The organism is Sphaerisporangium rubeum, from assembly GCF_014207705.1.
Classification (GTDB): Bacteria; Actinomycetota; Actinomycetes; order Streptosporangiales; family Streptosporangiaceae; genus Sphaerisporangium; species Sphaerisporangium rubeum.
Genome location: NZ_JACHIU010000001.1, coordinates 6,415,109 through 6,434,923, shown reverse-complemented (window position 1 = coordinate 6,434,923; position 19,815 = coordinate 6,415,109). Strand labels below are relative to the sequence as shown.

Annotated in this window: 14 protein-coding genes; 10 read left to right on the top strand and 4 right to left on the bottom strand. The window is 70.9% G+C overall.

What is annotated here, in order from left to right; translation table 11 throughout:
• Window positions 1-43: 43 nt before the first annotated feature.
• From BJ992_RS27085 to BJ992_RS27075, 3 genes are read right to left on the bottom strand one after another with little or no spacing between them, the layout of a single operon-like run.
• Window positions 44-1,462: a maltokinase N-terminal cap-like domain-containing protein gene (locus BJ992_RS27085; RefSeq protein WP_184985738.1), complete on the bottom strand. Its 1,419-nt coding sequence runs from the start codon at window positions 1,460-1,462 to the stop codon at window positions 44-46.
• On the bottom strand, window positions 1,459-3,171 hold the full coding sequence (gene treS / locus BJ992_RS27080) for a maltose alpha-D-glucosyltransferase (RefSeq protein ID WP_184985736.1): 1,713 nt from the start codon (window positions 3,169-3,171) through the stop codon (window positions 1,459-1,461). The genes BJ992_RS27085 and treS overlap by 4 nt, the downstream gene beginning before the upstream one ends.
• 55 nt (window positions 3,172-3,226) lie before the next feature.
• A complete protein-coding gene (locus tag BJ992_RS27075; protein ID WP_184985734.1) occupies window positions 3,227-5,254 on the bottom strand; it encodes an alpha-1,4-glucan--maltose-1-phosphate maltosyltransferase in 2,028 nt (675 codons plus the stop codon).
• A 518-nt stretch (window positions 5,255-5,772) separates the two neighbouring features.
• Here BJ992_RS27075 and glgP point away from each other — a divergent pair.
• Together glgP and cutA are read left to right on the top strand one after the other, a co-directional pair.
• The gene (glgP, locus tag BJ992_RS27070) at window positions 5,773-8,367 is read left to right on the top strand and encodes an alpha-glucan family phosphorylase (protein ID WP_184985732.1); all 2,595 of its coding nucleotides are present in this window, start codon (window positions 5,773-5,775) and stop codon (window positions 8,365-8,367) included.
• Between the two features lie 73 nt (window positions 8,368-8,440).
• Window positions 8,441-8,776 (top strand): divalent-cation tolerance protein CutA, encoded by a 336-nt coding sequence (cutA, locus tag BJ992_RS27065; protein WP_184985730.1) that lies wholly within the window; start codon window positions 8,441-8,443, stop codon window positions 8,774-8,776.
• A 5-nt stretch (window positions 8,777-8,781) separates the two neighbouring features.
• Here the strand turns inward: cutA and BJ992_RS27060 are convergent, their stop codons facing one another.
• Complete coding sequence (locus BJ992_RS27060) at window positions 8,782-9,759, bottom strand: class I SAM-dependent methyltransferase (RefSeq protein WP_184985728.1); 978 nt, start codon at window positions 9,757-9,759, stop codon at window positions 8,782-8,784.
• 47 nt (window positions 9,760-9,806) lie between these two features.
• On the opposite strand from BJ992_RS27060, the gene BJ992_RS27055 reads away from it, so the two are divergent.
• From BJ992_RS27055 to BJ992_RS27020, 8 genes are all read left to right on the top strand, one after another.
• Window positions 9,807-10,388: a helix-turn-helix domain-containing protein gene (locus tag BJ992_RS27055; RefSeq protein WP_184985726.1), complete on the top strand. Its 582-nt coding sequence runs from the start codon at window positions 9,807-9,809 to the stop codon at window positions 10,386-10,388.
• Between the two features lie 61 nt (window positions 10,389-10,449).
• The gene (locus BJ992_RS27050; protein ID WP_184985724.1) at window positions 10,450-10,821 is read left to right on the top strand and encodes a hypothetical protein; all 372 of its coding nucleotides are present in this window, start codon (window positions 10,450-10,452) and stop codon (window positions 10,819-10,821) included.
• 97 nt (window positions 10,822-10,918) lie between these two features.
• Window positions 10,919-12,148, top strand: coding sequence for a DUF6395 domain-containing protein (locus tag BJ992_RS27045; RefSeq protein WP_184985722.1), 1,230 nt, complete (start codon window positions 10,919-10,921; stop codon window positions 12,146-12,148).
• Window positions 12,148-12,990 (top strand): M55 family metallopeptidase, encoded by an 843-nt coding sequence (locus tag BJ992_RS27040; RefSeq protein ID WP_184985720.1) that lies wholly within the window; start codon window positions 12,148-12,150, stop codon window positions 12,988-12,990. The genes BJ992_RS27045 and BJ992_RS27040 overlap by 1 nt, the downstream gene beginning before the upstream one ends.
• A 5-nt stretch (window positions 12,991-12,995) precedes the next feature.
• Window positions 12,996-14,633, top strand: a complete 1,638-nt coding sequence (locus tag BJ992_RS27035) for a flavin monoamine oxidase family protein (protein ID WP_343072867.1) — start codon at window positions 12,996-12,998, stop codon at window positions 14,631-14,633.
• A 3-nt stretch (window positions 14,634-14,636) separates the two neighbouring features.
• Entirely contained in the window at window positions 14,637-15,161 is a 525-nt protein-coding gene (locus BJ992_RS27030; protein WP_343072866.1) for a YbaK/EbsC family protein, read from the top strand.
• A 442-nt stretch (window positions 15,162-15,603) separates the two neighbouring features.
• A complete protein-coding gene (locus BJ992_RS27025) occupies window positions 15,604-17,829 on the top strand; it encodes a serine/threonine-protein kinase (RefSeq protein ID WP_184985718.1) in 2,226 nt (741 codons plus the stop codon).
• Entirely contained in the window at window positions 17,826-19,793 is a 1,968-nt protein-coding gene (locus BJ992_RS27020; protein WP_246496784.1) for a serine/threonine-protein kinase, read from the top strand. The genes BJ992_RS27025 and BJ992_RS27020 overlap by 4 nt, the downstream gene beginning before the upstream one ends.
• The last annotated feature ends 22 nt before the right edge of the window (window positions 19,794-19,815 follow it).

Genomic DNA, 19,815 nt, shown 5'->3' with positions numbered 1-19,815 from the left:
GATCGTATCCGACCGAGAGGTGCGCACGGTGGACGGCGTGCGGTCAGGCACCGGGGCCGGTGAACGCGGCGAGCGGGATCGGCAGCCACGCCGGCCGGTTGCGCGCCTCGTACACCACCTCGTACGCCGCCTTGCTGAGCTCCAGCGCGCGCAGCAGCACCGCGTCGTCGCCGCGGATGCCGCCACCGCCGGCCGAGTAGCCCGCGAGGAACGCCGCGCGGTTGCGCGCGGCCCACTCGGCGGCCCTTGGCGCGAGCCGCCGCGGGTCCGGATGGTCGAAGAGCAGGTGACGCGCCGCGTACTCGAAGGAACGCAGCATGCCGGCGACGTCCCGCAGCGGTGAGTCCAGCGCGCGGCGTTCGCCGAGCGGCTGGCCCGGCTCTCCCTCGAAGTCGAGCACCACCCATTCGCTCGGGGTGCGCATCACCTGACCGAGGTGGTAGTCGCCGTGGACCCGCTGCACCGGGATGGGATGCTCGACGTCGGCCAGCCGGTCGAACGCCTCATGGGCCTCGCCGGCGTGGGCCGCGAGCTCCGGCACCTCGGCGATGGCGGACTCCAGGCGCCGCCTGAACCCCTCGACCATGCGTTTGACCTCGGGGGCCTCGATGGCGCCGGTGGGGAACGCCGCCGCCATCTCCTTGTGCAGGTGGGCCGTGGCCACGCCGAGCCGGTGCGACTCGGCGGCGAAGTCGCCTCCCGCGTCGCCGGCGTCGGTGCCGGCCAGCGAGCCGTACAGGTCGCGCACGCTGGTGAGCGCGAGAGCCCAGCCGTCGCAGGCGGTCGGCAGGAACTCCTGGGTGAACGCCAGCGTGGTGTTCTCGCCGGCCACGTCGGTCTCGATCCAGCCGTACGGCTTGGCGATGTGCGGCGAGCCGCGCTCGGCCAGCGCCGAGACGATCTCCAGCTCGGGGTTCACGCCTGGCACGATCTTGCGGAAAAGCTTGCAGATGTAGCGGTCGCCGTACACCAGCGAGGTGTTGGACTGCTCGGCGCCGAGCACCAGGCTGCGCGGCGAGGTGTCGATCTCGACGCCTGGCATGCGGTGGAACCGCAGCGGCCCGATCTCGTCCTCGCCGGCGATGCCGCCGAGCAGCAGGCCGGTGACCTCGGCGTCGTGGACGGCGTCGTAGGCCACGCCGTCGTCGGTGGGGCCGATCGCCACATGGTTCAGCCGCTGCGGCAGCTCGGGCCGGAACCCGAGGAAGAGCTGGTAGCGGTCGGTGCGGGACTCCTGGCGTACCGTGATGATCAGGTGGCGCACGGTGACGGGGAGTGTGCTTTCGTCGTCCGTGGTCCTGGAGGACCCCGCCACATCGCTGTGGCGGGATTCTGCAGGACCACGAAGGGGCAGGGGGGTGGCGGTCTCTACGGCCAGTTCGGTGATCGCGCGGCCCTTGCCGGCGAACCACCGCTGACGGGTGATCCAGCCGGCAAGCAGCTCCTCGAAAGTAGGTCTCACGTCTCCTCTGTCGCTGAGCTCGTGGGTGGAAGGGTGAACCAGTAGAACCCATGCCCAGGAAGCGTCAAAAGATACGGAAGTTCCCCAATTGGGGGGAATGGCACGCCACCCGTGCACTCCACGGGGGTGACCCCCTCGAACCGCCGCAGGTCCAGTTCCACCGGCTGGGGGAACCGCGACAGGTTGTTGACGCACAGCACCCTGTCGTCGCCGAGTTCGCGGACGAACGCGAGGACGCTGGGGTTGGAGGAGTTCAGCTCGGTGAACTCACCGAGGCCGAACACCGGGTGCCGCTTGCGGATCTCGATCATCTTGCGGGTGAAGTGCAGGATGGAACCCTGGTTGCGCTGCTGGGCCTCGACGTTGAGCGCCTGGTAGCCGTAGATCGGGTCCATGATCGTCGGCAGGTACAGCCGGCCGGGGTCGCAGTCGGAGAACCCGGCGTTGCGGTCCGGGGTCCACTGCATGGGGGTGCGGACGCCGTCCCGGTCACCGAGCCAGATGTTGTCCCCCATGCCGATCTCGTCGCCGTAGTACAGCACGGGGCTGCCCGGCAGGCTCATCAGCAGAGCGGTGAACAGCTCGATCTGGTTGCGGTCGTTCTCCAGCAGCGGCGCGAGGCGGCGCCTGATGCCGACGTTGGCCCGCATGCGCGGGTCCTTGGCGTACTCGGCGTACATGTAGTCGCGCTCTTCGTCGGTGACCATTTCGAGGGTCAGCTCGTCGTGGTTGCGCAGGAAGATGCCCCACTGGCAGTTCTCGGGGATCTTCGGCGTCTGGGCCATGATCTCCGAGATCGGGTAGCGGGTCTCCCTGCGCACCGCCATGAAGATGCGCGGCATCAGCGGGAAGTGGAACGCCATGTGGCACTCGTCGCCGCCGGTCACCGGGTCGCCGAAGTACTCCACGACGTCCGCCGGCCACTGGTTGGCCTCGGCCAGCAGCACCCGGTCGGGGTAGAGGCGGTCGATCTCGCCGCGGACCCGCTTGAGGTAGGCGTGGGTCTGCGGCAGGTTCTCGCAGTTGGTGCCTTCCTGCTCGAACAGGTAGGGGACCGCGTCCAGCCGGAAGCCGTCGATGCCGAGGTCCAGCCAGAAGCGCAGGACCTCCAGCATGGCGTCCTGGACGTCGGGGTTCTCGTAGTTGAGGTCAGGCTGGTGGTGGAAGAACCGGTGCCAGTAGTACTGGCCGCGCACCGGGTCGTACGTCCAGTTGGACGTCTCGGTGTCGATGAAGATGATGCGCGCGTCGCTGTACTTGTCGGCGTCGTCGTTCCAGACGTAGAAGTCGCCGAACGGGCCGGTGGGGTCGTGCCGCGAGGCCTGGAACCACGGGTGCTGGTCGCTGGTGTGGTTCATGACCAGGTCGGCGACGACCCGCATGCCGCGTTTGTGGGCTTCGTCGACGAGCTTGATGAAGTCCCCCAGGTCCCCGAAATCCGGGAGGATCTTCATAAAGTCCGAAATATCGTACCCACCGTCTTTCAGCGGGCTTTCGTACAGGGGGAGCAACCACAGGCAGTCCACCCCGAGCCACTGGAGGTAGTCCAGTTTGCTGATGAGGCCGCGGATGTCTCCTGTCCCGTCTCCGTTGGAGTCCGCGAACCCCCGGATCAGGACCTCGTAGAAGACGGCGCGTTTGTACCACCGTGGGTCGTTCGGCTTCTCGTGTGTGAAGGTGTTCGGGACGGGTTGAGGCGTCAAGCTCACCTGTGGGCTCCCCGCTGTGCTTTATGCCCGCTCTGCCGAGGGACCGGCCATGTGCCTATGACCGGCCCTGCGATAGCGCGCGCAGTGTGAGGACGTGTGCTGGATTGATGTGGGGGTCGAGGCGTACGTAGTTGGCTTGGCGCCAGTGGTACGTCTCCCCTGTGAGGTCGTCGTCCACCACGAACTCCGCGTCCCAGTCGAGACCGAGCGCCGGCATGTCGAGCCGGACCGTGGCCTCGTGCGTGTTGTGTGGATCGAGGTTCACGACGACCAGAACCACATCGCCTAGGCCGTGCCGTCGTGTGGACGGGTCGTAGGCGCCGGGCAGCCGCTTGGAGAAGCACAGCATGTCCGGGTGGTCGATGGTGTGGAACCGTAGATTACGCAGTTCCTGGACCGCAGGGTGTGCTCTTCTGAACAAATTGAGCCGAGTGATGAACGGCGCCAGGCTCCGTCCGTCCCGTTCGGCGCCGGCCCAGTCGCGCGGCCGGAGCTCGAATTTCTCGCTGTGCAGGTACTCTTCGCTGCCCGGCCGCACCGGGACGTTCTCCCCGAGCTCGTAGCCCGAGTACACGCCCCAGCTCGGCGAGCCGAGCGCCGCGATGACGGCCCGCACCTTGAATGCCGGAATACCGCCGTTTTGTAGGTATTCATGGAGGATGTCCGGTGTGTTGACGAAGAAATTTGGACGGACGTAATGCGCGGTCTCGTGGGAGAGCTCACCCAGATACTGCTCCAGGTCGGCTTTGGAGTTCTTCCACGTGAAATAGGTGTACGACTGGTGGAACCCGATCTTCCCGAGGCCACGCAGCATGGCGGGCCGGGTGAACGCCTCGGAGAGGAAGATCACGTCGGGGTCGGTGGTGTTGACCTCGGCGAGCAGCCTCTCCCAGAAGCCCACCGGCTTGGTGTGCGGGTTGTCCACCCGGAAGACCCGCACGCCGTGCGCCATCCAGTGCCGCACCACGCGCAGGACCTCGGCGTAGATGCCCTCGGGATCCTTGTCGAAGTTCAGGGGGTAGATGTCCTGATACTTCTTCGGCGGGTTCTCAGCGTACGCGATGGTGCCGTCCGCCCTGACCGTGAACCACTCGGGGTGCTCCTTGACCCACGGGTGGTCGGGGGAGCACTGGAGCGCCAGGTCGAGCGCGATCTCCAGCCCGAGCTCCTTGGCCCGCTTCACGAAGCCGTCGAAGTCCTCCAGGGTGCCGAGATCGGGATGGACCGCGTCGTGGCCGCCGTCCTCCGACCCGATGGCCCAGGGGGAGCCCACGTCGTACGGCTCGGGGTGCAGCGTGTTGTTGCGGCCCTTGCGGAACGTCGAGCCGATGGGGTGGATCGGCGGCAGGTACACGATGTCGAACCCCATGCCGGCGACGGCCGGCAACCGCTCCGCCGCGGTGCGGAAGGTGCCGGACACCGGCTCGCCTTCCTCCGGCACCACGGCCCCCTCCGACCGGGGGAAGAACTCGTACCAGGACCCGAACAGCGCGCGGCGGCGGTCCACCCGCACCCGCACGCGTCCGCTGCGGGTCACCAGGTCGCGCAGCGGGTGAGCGGCCAGCGCGGCGGCCGTCCCCGGCAGCTCGGCGACCGCGAGGCGGGCCCGCGGGTCGTAGCCGTCGTCACGCAGCCGCTCGGCCACCGACAGCAACGCGGCACGGTGCGCGCAGCCGTCGCAGTTCTGCGCGCGCACCCCGCGCGCGGCGCGCTCGAACAGGCGCGCACCCTCTTCGCACATCAGATCGGTGTCGAGGCCGCGCGGGATCTTGATCTCCGCGTCGTGCAGCCACGTGGCGATCGGGTCGCTCCACGCCTCGACACGGAAGCTCCAGTCGCCCTCGTCGGGCAGAGTGACCTCGACGGCCCAGCGGTCGGTGCCTGGCGCCACCTGCCGCATGGGGAGCAGGGGCCCTCTGGCCCCCTGGGGGCCGGTCAGCACCACCCCCGCCGCGACCGCGTCATGTCCCTCACGGAACACGGTCGCGCTTATCTCGAAGGTCTCCCCCGCCGCGGCCTTCGCCGGCCACTGACCGCACTCGACGACAGGGTGGATGTCCAGTATTGGGATTCGTCCGATCATCGCGTCTCAAGGTAGTGACGGCGCACCAGGCGCCGCCGGGAATTGTGAGGGCAAAAGGTGATCATGTGGTGCCGACCCGGCCCGAAGGTCCGCCGTACCGACGGGCATGATCGCATTCACCGTGGGGCAGGTTTAGGCCGGCCCTCCGGTGACGAGATTCCTCACCCGGGGGGTGACGGCGCGAACCGGGTCGGCGGCACGCGGCGTCGTCCCTCCTGGTGAGAGAGACGAACGGGACTCGTACATTGTCGTGAGGTTCTTACATGCGTCTGCCCCCATAGTCGCGCTTCAAGCCTGTTCAAGGGAAGTTCGCGCATGAGACGAGAAGCTCTCAACGCCGAGATTTGCCCTGTGAGCGCGAACAGTACATGATCAATTTGAATGGAAGAGGGACTGTCGGCTTTGATGTTGTCTGACCGGTTTTAGCGGGTGGTGAGGGCGAATCGCATGAGATCTAACCAGGCGGCAAGTGTGTTTCGGTCGCGCGTCGTGGCGCTGAGTAACTAGGGTCTGGCCTCGTGAGAGCAATCCGCAGGTTCACCGTACGTACCGTCCTTCCCGCCGAGCTGGCCGCGCTGAGCGAGCTCGTGCACAATCTGCGCTGGTCATGGCACCCGGAGACCATGGACCTGTTCGCGGAGGTGGATCCCGGCACGTGGGAGCGGGTCGGCCATGATCCCGTAGCGCTGCTGGGGGCCGTCGAAGCCGGCAGGCTCGCCGAGCTCGCGCGCGACCGCAGATTCCTCCGCCGGCTGGCCGACGCCGCCGACGACCTGCGCGAGTACATGACCGCGCCCCGGTGGTACCAGACGCTCCCCGACGCGCCGGCCGCCATCGGTTACTTCTCCCCCGAGTACGGCATCGCCGCCGCACTGCCGCAGTACTCCGGCGGTCTCGGCATCCTCGCCGGCGACCACCTCAAGGCGGCCAGCGACCTCGGCGTCCCCATCCTCGGCGTGGGCCTTCTCTACCGCCACGGTTACTTCACCCAGTCCCTGTCCGCCGAAGGCTGGCAGCAGGAGCACTACCCGAGCCTCGACCCCGGCGGCCTGCCGCTGAGCCTCCTCAAGGAGGACGACGGAACCCCGGCCAGGGTGGCCATCCCCCTGCCGGGAGGCCGCACGCTGCACTCGCAGATCTGGGTCGCGCAGGTCGGCCGCGTCCCGCTGCTCCTGCTCGACTCCGACGTCGCCGAGAACGACTCGGCCGCGCGCGACGTCACCGACCGCCTGTACGGCGGCGGCACCGACCACCGCCTCATGCAGGAGCTCCTGCTCGGCATCGGCGGCGTGCGCGCGCTGCGCGCGTACTGCAGGATCACCGGCCACCCCGAGCCCGAGGTCTTCCACACCAACGAGGGCCACGCCGGCTTCCTCGGCCTCGAACGCATCCGCGAGCTCACCGAGCACCGCCTGTCGTTCGACGAGGCCCTGGAGGCCGTGCGCGCCGGCACGGTCTTCACGACCCACACCCCGGTCCCCGCCGGCATCGACCGCTTCCCGTCGGAGATGATCGGCCGCCAGTTCGGCGGCGACAACGCCTGGCCCACCGTCCCGGTGGAGCGCATCCTCGCGCTCGGCGCCGAGCCCGAGAACGGCGGCGACCCCGAGATCTTCAACATGGCCGTCATGGGCATGCGCCTGGCGCAGCGCGTCAACGGCGTGTCCGAGCTGCACGGCGCCGTCAGCCGCGAGATGTTCCAGGGCCTGTGGCCCGGCTTCGACGTGGACGACGTCCCCATCGGCTTCATCACCAACGGCGTCCACGCACCCACGTGGGTCGCACGCGAGGTCATGGAGCTCGCCGGCAAGGAACTGCCGTCCATCGTCGAGAAGGCCCAGGGCTGGGAAGGCGTCCAGAAGCTCTCCGACGAGGACATCTGGTCCATCCGCGGCCGCCTGCGCCGCAACCTCGTGGAGGCCGCCAGATCGCGCCTGCGCGCCTCCTGGAAGGCCAGGGGAGCCTCCACCGCCGAGCTCGGCTGGATCGACGAGGCACTCGACCCCGACATCCTGACCTTCGGCTTCGCGCGCCGCGTCCCGTCCTACAAGCGTCTCACCCTGATGCTCAAGGACCCGGCCCGCCTGAAGGCCCTGCTGCTCGACCCCGAGAAGCCCGTCCAGATCGTCATCGCCGGCAAGGCCCACCCCGCCGACGAAGGCGGCAAGAAGCTCATCCAGCAGATCGTCCGCTTCGCCGACAGCGAGGACGTCCGCCACCGCATCGTGTTCCTCCCCGACTACGACATGAACCTCGGCCAGCTCATGGTCCAGGGCTGCGACGTCTGGATGAACAACCCCCTCCGTCCCCTGGAGGCCTGCGGCACCTCAGGCATGAAGGCCGCACTCAACGGCGGCCTCAACCTGTCGATCCGCGACGGCTGGTGGGACGAGTGGTACGACGGCAACAACGGCTGGGCCATCCCCACCGCCGACGGCGTCGAGGACCCCGACCGCCGCGACGACCTGGAGGCCTCGGCCCTGTACGACCTCATCGAACGCGAGGTCGCCGACCGCTTCTACGACCGCACCGGCGGCTCCCACCCCCGCCGCTGGCTCGACATGGTCAAGCACACCCTGAGTTCCCTCGGCCCCAAGGTCCTGGCCGGCCGCATGCTCCGCGACTACGTCGTCGACCTGTACACCCCCGCCGCCGCCTCGGCCCGCGAGCTCTCCAAGGCCGACCACAACAAGGCCAAGGAGTTCGCCGCCTGGAAACTCCGCGTGACCAAGGCCTGGCCCGGCGTCCGCGTGGAACACATCGAGGCCAGCGGCATAGGCGACACCCCCGAACTAGGCGCCGCCATGGAGATCCGCGCCACCGTGGCCCTCGGGGAGCTGTCCCCCGACGACGTGATAGTGCAGGCCGCCTACGGCAAGGTCGGCCCCCACGACGAACTCCTCCACCCCTCCTACACCACTCTCACCACCGACGCGGTGACCGACGACGGCAAGGCCTCCTACACCGGCACCGTCCCGTTGAACCGCACCGGCGCCTTCGGTTACACCGTCCGCACCGTCCCCCACCACTCCTTGATGTCCAACCCGGCCGAATGCGGCCAGATAGCCCTCCCCGAGGAGCCGGTCGGCATGACCAACGGCACCCTCCGCTGACGAACGACGAAGGTCCCCGGCATGAGCCGGGGACCTTCGCGTGTGACGGCGAGCCCGGCCCTACGCTGATCGCATGACGCGGCATTTCGAGGTGCATGTGACCGCTCCGACGCGTGAGGAGGCGGAGGCGATCTCTGTGGCGGTCGTGAGCCGGAGGGTGGCGGCCTGTGCGCAGGTCGTCGGGCCGGTCAGGTCGGTCTACCGGTGGGAGGGAGAGGTCCAGCAGGACGAGGAGTTCCTCATCCTCATGAAGACCGGTGCCGGACGGCTGGACGATCTGGTGGCGGTGGTCCGGGGGCTGCACTCCTACACGACTCCGGAGGTCGTGGCGGTGCCGATCGAGGGTGGGCTCGCGGACTATCTGGGGTGGGTCACCGCGGAGACCGCGGAGCGGTCGCCTGGGGGCTGACGGGGTCAGGGCCGGCGGGCCACCCAGAGGGACCTCGAGGCCTGGACGGTGAGGTCGTCGCGGTGGATGAGGCCTGACGGTGAGGTGTTGTCGAGGAGGGTGTCGAGGGTTTTCCGGTCCTCGGGGTCGAGCTGGTCGGCCAGGCGGTCGCGGACGCGGGTCAGGGTGAGTTCGGCGTAGCGGCGGGCCGAGGGGGAGATGGGGGCCGGGATCGTGGTGGTGAGGTGGCGGGTGAGTTCCACGGTGAAGCCGGCCTTGCGGAGGAGCGGGGCCCAGTCGGCGCCGAACGTCGGCATCGTGGCGACGTTGCCGGTGGTGACGAGGGCCTGGCAGCGGGCTTCCAGGCCGGGGGTGCCGATGCCGAGGTCGTGAGGGAGGAAGGTGGGGAAGGAGTCCAGTTCGAGGACCGCGAGGAGGCCGCCGGGACGCAGGGTGGTGAGGATCCGGGTGAGGGTGTGCGCGGGGTCGGCCATGTGGTGGAGGGACGCCGAGGCCCAGACGAGGTCGGGGGTGGCCACGGCGGGCCACGTCGTGTCGAGGTCGGCTTCGATGGTGCGGAGCCTGGCGGCCAGGCCGGCGGTGTGGGCCTTCGACTCCAGGCGGCTCAGCATTTCGGGGGAGCCGTCCACGGCGGTGGCCTCCGCGCCGGGGAAGCGGCCGAGAAGGGCCAGTGTGCCGGTGCCGGTTCCGCTGCCCAGGTCGAGGATGTGGCGGACCGGCGCGTCGGCGGTGAGGGTGTGGACGTGGCCGACCGCCTCGGACAACAGCGAGTGCAGGACCTCGGCGTCGAGATCCAGGACCTCGGCCAGTTCGGCGCCGCCGGGGCCGGCCGTGCCGTGCTGATGACCGTGGCCATGGCCGTGACCGTGGCCGTGGCCCTGCTGCGGTCCGTGACCGGCCTCGTGTGGCGCCGTGCGTCCGTGGTCGTGCTGGGGGCCGTGACCGTGGCCGCTGTGCTGCGGGTCGGGGTCGTGTTGTGTCATGGTTCGACGGTACGCGAGCTTTGCGGTAGGAGCATACCATCTTGCGTATGAAGCAAGATGATGACGTCGACGCGTTGGTCCGTAGCCGGATCCGGGGGTTGCGGACGGCTCTCGGCTGGTCGTTGGACGACTTCGCTGCCCGGTGTCACATGAGCCCGTCCACCTTGAGCCGCATCGAGACCGGTCACCGGCGCATCGGACTCGACCAGCTCACCGCGATCGCGCGGGCCCTCGGGGTGACGCTCGACCAGCTCGTGGAGTCGGTCGCGGACGAGGACGTGGTGATCAGGCCGGTGCACGATCCGGCGCGTGGCGTGACCACGTGGATGTTGAGCAGGGAGGACGGGCCGCACGGTGTCACGGTGGCGAGGATGCGGATCGTCAAGCCGCCGCCGCGGCGGGACGCGCTGAAGGTCCATCCGGGACACGACTGGTTCACCGTGTTGTCCGGGACGGTCCTGTTGCTGCTGGGGGAGCGGACCATCACCGTCGAGACGGGGCAGGCGGCGGCCTTCTCGACCATGATCCCGCACGCGTTCGGCGCCAAGGACGGGCCCGCGGAGATCCTGGCGGTGCTGGACCACGACGGACGGCGCATCCACCTGCTGACGGAGCGGCCCGCCGACTGATCACCAAGGGTGTGGCGGCATTTGCCGGGAAGGTTCACGGGTTCCGCTAGGGTGGCCGGTCATGGCGCGGGTTGTGTGGCGGGCTTTGGTGCCTCGGCGGGTGTTGCGGGCTGTGCTGGTGCGGCTGGACGGACGGTACGTCACGCGAGCCGAGCATCGACAGGATGTCAAGGACTCGTTGTGGGAGGTGCAGGCGCTCCGGCGTGAGGTCACCGAGCTGCGGCGCGAGGTGGAGCTGCTGCGCAAGCAGGGGAGGGCTCCTTCTGGTGACGGCGGTCTGAAGGCGAAGGTCGAGGACGCTCACCGGCTGGCGACGGAGGCCTCGTCGGCCGTCGACCATCTGCTGCAGGCCGAGGTCCTGCTCTGGCAGGCCGTGGACGGGCTGCGCGAGGACGGCGAGGCGGGGCGGAGCTCACCGGCGGCATCCTCATGAGGGCCGGGTCCGTGCGACGTCGCGGTGGAGGAACGAGCGCCGGGCCGGTGCCAGGGATCGGTGGCGGGGCCGTGCGGCGTCGCGGTGGAGGACGGGTATGAGGCTGGCGTGGACGCGGGACGGGGCCGAGTGGCGGCTGCGGTTGCGGCTGGACGCCGGTGAAGGGGTCGCGGGGGTCGTGACGGACGGGCAGGCGGTGGAACTGGCCACCGACACCTGCCATGTGCGGCTTCCGGAGGGGGAGCACGGCGAGCCGCATCCTGATCTGCTCGCACTGGCGGCCTGGACGGTGGCGGCGCCGTGGGCCCGGGGGAGAGTGGTCTTCGACCGGCCCGTCTCGGCCGCGCTGGCCGGCGCGTTGCACGACGGCTGGGGGGTCGACGCGGGTCCCGTGGGGGGTGCGGCGCGGGAGGCCGGGGAGCGGCTGGCGATCTCCTACAGCGGCGGGGCCGATTCGGTGGCGGTGGCGGCGCTGCTGCCGGAGGCGCCGCTCGTCCACTTCCAGCGGGTGCCGCATCCGCGGGTGCCGAACCGGTGGACGCACTACCGCTCCGACGTGCTGGCGAAGTTGGCGCGTGGGACCGGTCGTGAGGTCACGGTCGTCCGGTCCGATCTCGAGTTCATGCTCCGCAAGCCCCGGCCCGGTTACCCCGAGCACCACGCGGTGCTGGCCGGTGCGCTGCTGACGGCCGGCGAGGCGGACCTCGGCGGGGTGGCGCTCGGGTACGAGATCGGCTCGCGCTGGCTCGGCGGGGGCCGGTACGTCCACCGGTACACGCCGGACAACCCCATGTGGTCGGCGCACGGCAGGTGGGGGAGAGCGTTCGCGGCCGTGGGGCTGCCGCTGGTGCTGCCGGTCGGGGGCATCAGCGAGGCGATGACCATGCGGATCGCGCTGGAGTCGGAACTGAGGGACCAGGTGCGCTGGTGCCTGCGCGGCGACGGCAGCGGGCCGTGCGGCCGGTGCGGCAAGTGCCTGTACAAGGAGCTCATCCAGGCCGCCGTCGAGCGGCGGCCGATGCGCACCGAGATCACGGCCGACCGGCCGGTGGCGCGCAAGTGGCAGCAGCCCCCGCCGTACGGCGGCCAGGAGATGATCGAGTACGGCTGCGCGCACGTGCCGGACATCGAGACGACACCGTTCGCCACGGCCGCGCGGCATCTGAAGGCCACCGTCGAGTCCACGCGGTGGCTGGAGCGGTGCTACCCTCCCGCCGTCGAGGAGATCCCCGAGAAGTGGCGCAAGGAGATCGAGCCGATCATGGCGGACCGGTTCGGCTTCATGGACGCGGCCGACCGTCTCCGGGTGGAGAGCTGGGGGCTGTGATGAAGGTGTACGTGTCGGTGGACATGGAAGGCGTGACCGGCCTCACCGACCCTGAGGAGATGCACGCCGGCGGCCGGGGCTACGAGCGTGGCTGCGAGCTGATGACCGCCGACGCCAACGCCGTCGTCGCGGGGGTGTACGAGGCCGGCGCGACCGACGTGGTCGTCAACGACGCGCACGGCTCCACCAAGAATCTCCGCATCGACCAGCTCGACCCCCGCGCGTCGCTGATCCGCGGCCCCGGCAAGCCGATGCGCATGGCCGAGGGCCTGACGGCCGGCTTCGACGCGGCCTGCTTCGCCGGCTACCACGCGCGCGCCGGCACCCGGCACGGCGTGCTCAACCACACGTGGATGGGTCACGAGATCCAGAACGTGTACCTCAACGGTGAGATCTGCGGTGAGATCCGGCTGGTCGCCGGGTTCGCCGGGTTCCTCGGCGTACCGGTGGCGCTGGTCACCGGGGACGAGGCGGCGTGCGCGGAGGCCCGCGAGGTGCTCGGCGAGGTCGAGACGGTGCCGGTGAAGAAGGGCATCGACCGGTTCGCGGCGCAGTTGCTGCCGCCGGCCGTCGCGCACGCGCTCATCAGGGAGGCCGCGGCGCGTGCGCTGAACCGGCTGAGCGACTTCCGGCCGTACGTCGTGCCGCCGCCGTTCACGCTCGGGGTGGAGTGGAACTCGACGGCCATCGCGGCGGGCTGCTCGCTGATCCCCGGCACGCGCCCGGCCGGTCCCCGGCACATCGAGTTCACCTCGGAGGACTTCAGGGACATCATGGCGCTGCTCGGTGTCTACGCGATGATCGCCGGCCGGGTGGCCTGCGACAGCGGCATCTACGGCTGACCCCCGTGCCTGACCCCGCCAAGCTCACCCGTCGCTCACTGCTCGTCGGCATCGGCGCGGCCGGCGGCGCGGGTGCCATGTACGCCGCCATGGGTGTGCTCGGACTGGCCCCGTCCCCTGCCGCCGACCCGCTGCCGCGCACCGGCGGCGCGGCGGGTCCCGCGCCGTACGTCCCGCCTGGCCGGTCGGACTTCACGCTGCGCGGTGGCCGTCCCGCCAAGGTGCTGGTGCTCGGCGCCGGCGTGGCGGGGCTGGCGTGCGCGTACGAACTCGGCAAGGCCGGGTACGACTGCACGGTGCTTGAGGCACGTGATCGCATAGGGGGCCGCAGCCTTACACTGCGCGGTGGCGACACAGTCACCGAGCTTCCGGTCTCGTGGAACGGTTCCGCGAGCCCCGGCACCGCGGACTCCCCGGAACGGCGGCAGGTCCGCTTCGGCCCCGGCACCTACTTCAACGCCGGTCCCGCTCGCATCGCTCAGTGGATGGTCACCCTCGACTACTGCCGCGAGCTCGGCGTCCCCCTTGAGGTGTTCGTCAACAGCAACTCCAGCGCGTACGTCCTCACCTCCGGCATGCGGGCCCCGGTCCGCATGCGCACCGCGCGCGCCGACGCCTACGGCTACATCTCCGAGTTACTCGCCAAGGCCACCGACGCCGGGGCTCTCGACGCCAGGCTGACCAAGGCCGACCAGGAGCTGCTGCTCGACTTCCTGTCCCACTTCGGGGAGATCGGCCCGGCGCACACCTACACCGGCGGGGAGCGCCGCGGCTACCGCGTGGACCCCGGCGTCACGGCGGGGTCGGCGCTCGGCCGTCCGCCTGAGCTGGCCGAGGTCCTCAGCCAGGGCCTCGGCCGCATGCTGACCATGGACGCCGGCTACGAGCAGGCCATGCCGATGTTCCAGCCGATCGGCGGCATGGACGCCATCGTGCGCGCGCTGGCCGGCCGGGTCGGCGCGGAGCGCATCAGGACCGGCACACGCGTCACCAGGATCACCAACCGTCCGAGCGGGGTGGAGGTCGAGCTCGACGGCGGCGCCGTCCTGACCGCCGACTACTGCGTGGCCGCGCTGCCTCCGCACGTCCTGACCCGTGTGCGCACCAACCTCGGCGCCGACGTCCATTCCGCGCTGGCGACCCCGATCCCCATGGCGGCCGGCAAGCTCGGCCTGGAGTACGGCCGCCGCTGGTGGGAGCTGGAGGACCGCGTGTACGGCGGCGCCACCGAGACCGACCTGGAGATCGGCCACATCTGGTACCCCTCGCACGACTACCACACCGAGCGCGGCCTGGTCGTCGGCTACTACAACACCGGGCCGCACGCCGAGGCCTACGACGCGATGCCGCACCGCGACCGGGTGCGCCGTGCGCTCGGCCACGGTGCGCGCGTGCACGGCGCCAAGTACCGCAAGGACGTGCTGGACGCGGTGACGATCTCGTGGCGCAGGCAGCCGCACATCGAAGGCGCATGGGTGCGCTGGCCGTCCACGAGCGGCCTGTCCCTGCTCCAGCGGCCGGCCGGCCGGGTGTACTTCGCGGGGGACTGGCTGACGCACCTCATCGCCTGGCAGGCCGGTGCGCTGGAGTCGGCACGTAAGGTGGTCACCGATCTGCACCACCGTGTTCTGAAGGAGGGATGACCCGTGGGCCTCGGCACGCTCGACTGGGTACCCGCGCTGGACCGCCGCGACCTGCTGGCCGACCCGGTGGCGCAGGCGCTCGCCTGCATGACCGACGCCGTTCGGGTCGCGCCGATCGACGCCGGCCTGGCCGACACGGCGGTGTTCTGCGAGCGGTACGGCGTGGCGCCGGCGGACTCCGCCAACTGCGTGATCGTCACCGCCAGGCGGGGAGGCGAGACGCGGTACGCCGCCGTGATGGTGCTCGCCACGACGCGGGCCGACGTCAACGGCGTGATCCGCCGCCACCTGGACGCGCGCAAGACGTCCTTCGCCGCGCAGGACGACGCGGTGACGCGGTCCGGCATGGAGTACGGCGGCATCACCCCGATCGGCCTGCCGGACGACTGGCCGGTGCTGGTGGACACGCGGGTCGCCGAGCGTCCCGAGGTGGTGATCGGCAGCGGCATCAGGGGTTCCAAGCTGGCTCTCGCGGGAGAGGCCCTGGCGCGGCTGAAATCGGCGGAAGTGCTCTCCCTGGCCCAGTGATCACACGAATGCGGCTTCGACCTGCGAGAAAGGCTCAGGAATGCCGGTGACCGGTCCCGGTGACCCGCGGGGCCGGAGAAAATCTTGAGCCATTTGGGAAACCACAGGGGCCGGTTCGCCCGTTGTACAACCGGGAATGTGACCTCTTGGTTCATCTCATGGGCGGGGTTTAAGCCGGTATGGTGCTACGTGCCGTTAAGGATCGCAGGCGTGAGCCGGCGGATGTGACCGGTGGCCGATGGCCGACCGGCCGCGGGGTGAGAGGCGACGGGGGGCGTCCGATCCGGCGGCACAAGGTGAACAAGGTGAAGTTGGTGACGGTTCTCGTCACCCGGCGGGACGGGTTTTCCCGGACAGCCGTTGCGCACAGTAAGCCGAATGTCACAATTGGAGCAAGGCGCTTCCTTCCGGATACCGGTTCCGGGGCACCGCCGGAGATCAGATGAATCAGGACGACCGTTTGGGCCCCTACCGGCTGCTCCGGCGGCTCGGTGCTGGTGGCATGGGCGTGGTGCACCTCGCCCTGGACTCTCACGGCAGGCAGGTCGCCGTCAAGGTGCTGCGCGCGGAGGTCGCGGGGGACGACGTCGCGCGCAGACGGCTGTCCCGTGAGGTCGAGACGATGCGGCGGGTACGCAACAAGTACATCGCCGAGGTGCTGGACGCCGACGTCACCGGCAGCCGCCCCTACATCGTCACCCGTTACGTCCCCGGCAAGCCGCTCGACGAGGCGGTCAAACAGGACGGCCCGCTCCCGGTCGACGCGTTGCTGCGGCTCGCGCACGGCGTCGCGGACGCGCTCGCCGCGGTGCACGCCGCCGGGGTGATCCACCGCGACCTCAAGCCGGGTAACGTCCTGCTGCTGGACGGCGAGCCCGTGCTGATCGACTTCGGCATCGCGCAGGCGGTGGACGCCACGCGGCTCACGCAGACCGGCATGTTCATCGGCACCCCCGGCTACCTCGCGCCTGAGATCATCGAGGGCCACGAGGCGGGGCCCGAGGTCGACGTGCACGCGTGGGCCGGCACTCTGCTGTACGCCGCGACCGGCCAGCCGCCGTTCGGCAAGGGCACGCTGGAGATGGTGTTCTACAACATCACCGCGGGCCGTGCGAACATCGACGCGGCTCCGGAGATCCTGCGGCCGCTGCTGCGTGGCGCCTTCCAGCGCGATCCGGCCAAGCGGCCGAGCGCCGCCGAGCTGGCCGCGCGGCTGACCCAGCTCATGCCTCCGACGGGGCCGGGCCGCGCGCGCATCCCTGACGACATACGCACCATGCCAGACATGTCGGGCCTTTCGGGTAAGGCGCCTGAGGCCACCAACCCGGCACGCAAGGCCCCCGCCACCGGCCCGTCCTCCAGCCCGCAGCAGGGCCCGACGGCCCCCGGCCGTACCGGTCAGCCCGCCGGCACCCCCGGCGCCGGCGTCCCGGTCGCGGGGCCCGCCGCCGGGGCCGACGAGTACGTGTCGCTGCTCAGCGAGGCGCCGCAGGGTCCCGGCCCCGGTGACCCCTGGCCGACCGTGCGGGTGACCGGCGAGGAACTGCGCCAGGCCGGTCTGCCGGGAACCGGCGCGAACCCCCGTGAGCAGGCCCGCACGCCGGAAGGCGAGGTGCCGACACGGTTCGCGCCACCCGCCACCGGCTCCTCCTGGCAGGGAGCCCCCAAGCCCGCTCCCGACCAGGGTGAGGTGCCGACCCGCCGCGTCCGGCCCGAGGAACTCGGCACCCTCGATCGCGACGCGCACCGCTCCGGCCAGCCCGGCCAGAACGCACACCCCGGCGCCTTCCCGGGTCAGAACGCACACCCCGGCCAGAACGCGCATCCCGGACAGTACGGCCACCCCGTCCAGCCGGGCCAGAACGCGCAGCACGTCCCGCACGGCCGGCAGGCCTCGCCGTACGGACAAGGCGGCCAGCCTCCCGGCGCCTACCACCAGGCGCTGTTCGAGCAGCCGTCGGAGGTGTTCGAGCGCACCCCCCACATCCGCCACCCCGGCATCCCGCGGAGCCAGGGCCACTCGCCGACCGTGCACCTGCCTCCCGACCAGGCCGCCGCGCTCACCGGCCGCGAACCGGCCCGCGCCGGCCTGCCGGAGACCTCGGCCCTGTACGCCGCGGCGGCACTGCTCGCGCTGCTCATCGTGGTCGGCGCGGCGGTCGTGGCGCCGGTGGTGGCCGCGCTGGTGATCCTGCCGGTCGCCGTGCTGCTGCGCGGCGCGGACATCGCGTACGCCTCCGACGGCCGTCCCGGCTTGCTGCGCGGCCTGTCGCCGGGTCCGCTGGTCAAGTCGATCGGCGTCACGATCGCGCTGGTGCCGTACGCTCTCATCCTCGCCGTGCCGGTCACGCTGGTGCTCGCCTTCCTGGTGCGTCACGTGCCGGTCGGCACCTGTCTGAGCTGGGGTGTCGCGGTCGCGTTGTGGATCGTCTGCGCGGGGCCCGGTGTCGAGGGGCCCGGCCGCCAGATGCGCAGGAGCCTCGCCGCGGTGTTCCCCGACAAGGGGGCCGCCATCGGGCTCGTCGCGATCACCGGCCTGATCGCCGCGGCGGCCACCGCGTACGCGGTGATGACCCTGATCACGCCTACGGGGGACGCGATCTGGACACCGGTGGACATCGACCACTGGCTGCAGCAACTGAACAACCTTCGGAAGAAGGCCGGATGACGGGGGAACGCGTGCCGGACACCATGGAACGACTCGGCCCCTATCGCCTGTTGCGCCGCCTCGGCGAGGGAGGCATGGGGGTCGTGCACCTCGCGCTCGACGAGGAAGGCCGGCAGGTCGCCGTCAAGGTGCTCCACCCGCACGTGGCCGCCGACCTCAAGGCGCGTGACCGGCTGACCCGCGAGGTCGAGACCATGCGCAGGGTCCGCAGCCCCCGCGTCGCCGAGGTGCTCGACGCGCGCCTCACCGGCGGTCAGCCGTACATCGTCACGCGCTTCGCGCCGGGCCGCACCCTGGAGGAGATCGTCCTCACGGACGGCCCGCTGGCGCCGCAGCAGGTCATCCGGCTGGCCCGCGGCCTGTCGGAGGCGCTGATCGCCATCCACAACGCCGACGTGATCCACCGCGACCTCAAGCCGGCCAACGTCATGGTGGTCGACGGCGACCCGCTGGTCATCGACTTCGGCATCGCGCACCTGGTCAACGCGACCAGGCTCACCCAGACCGGCATGTTCGTCGGCACCCCCGGCTACCTCGCCCCCGAGATCATCAGGGACGAGGAGATCACGCAGGCGGCGGACGTGCACGCCTTGGCCGCCACGGTGTTCTTCGGCGCGACCGGCCGGCCGCCGTTCGGCACCGGGTCGTTCGAGTCGGTCTGCTACAACATCATGGAGGGCCGCGCCGACATCGAGCGGGCCCCGGTGTGGCTGCGCCAGTGGCTGCGCGCCGCGCTCGCGGTGGACGCCTCCTCACGGCCCGACGCGCACGGCCTGCTACGGCGGTCACGCGCGCTCGACCCGAGCGTCACCGCCTTCCAGGAGTCCCCGCCGCGCACCGACCAGCCGGGCCACACCCGCAGGCTCGACACCCGCGACCCCGTCCCCGACGGCACCCGCAGGCTCGGCTCCGTTCCCGACGGCACCCGCGTGCTGGACGGCGCGGCGTCCCCGGGGGACGAGCCGGCGCCGACCAGGCGCACCAGGCCCGTGAGCGAGGACAGCTACTCCGACGTGCTGCCTCCGGTGCAGTACGCCGAGCCGGAGCAGCGGCCACGCCGTCCCCGTCCCGAGCGGGGACCGGCGGGCCGTGTCCCCACCGCGCCGCCGCCGGCCCCCGCCTACCCCCCGGCCCCCTACGGTCCGCCGCCGGGGTACGGCGCACCGGCCCCCTACCCCGACCAGCGGGTGGCCGGATACCCGCCGCCTCCGCCGTCCGGCCCGCCGGCGCCGCTCGCGCCGCCGCACCAGCCGCGTCCGCAGCCGCCTGAGCCGCGCGAGCAGCGTCCGCCGTACCGCACGGGGCACCCGCTGCTCGCCGCGTTGCTGCTCGTGACCGTGGTCGCGGGGGCCCGCATGCTCCCCGTGCTGGTCAGCACCCTGATGGTCGTCGTGGTGATGTGCCTGCGGGTCGGCGAGTACCTGTGGGCCGACCTCGCGCAGCGGCGCTCGATCAGGGGCAGCAGCCCGAGCGACCCGCTGCTCGCGGTGCTCGGCACGCCGTGGGCCCTGGTCAAGGCGGCGTTCGCCACGTTGTTCGCGAGCACGGTCGCCTTGATGTTCGGGGTGCTCGTCTGGGGAGCGCTGTACTACCTGGCGGGCTTCAACGACACGTCGTCCGGCGGGGACTCGGCCGCCGCGTGGGGTGCCGCGGCGTTCGTCGCGGGCCTGTTCCTGCTGCCAGGCGGCGGCAAGCCGCGCAAGGCGGTGGCCCGCACCCTCACCGCGGCGATCCGCAGCCCCGGAGCCGGCATGGTCGTGACGATCATCGTCGGCACGGTGGCGTTCCTCGCGGCGGCGACCGCGCTCAACACCGTGCCGTCGTGGGTGCCGTGGCGTCCGCCGTCGGACGCCATCACGGCGCTCGGCCAGTCGGCCCGCGACAGCGCCATGGGGGTGATCGGAGGCCTGCTGCAGGATCTGCTCGGCCGTAACGGATTCGGGTTCTTCCCCTTCACCAGGTGACGTCGCGCGTGGCCTCCGGTTT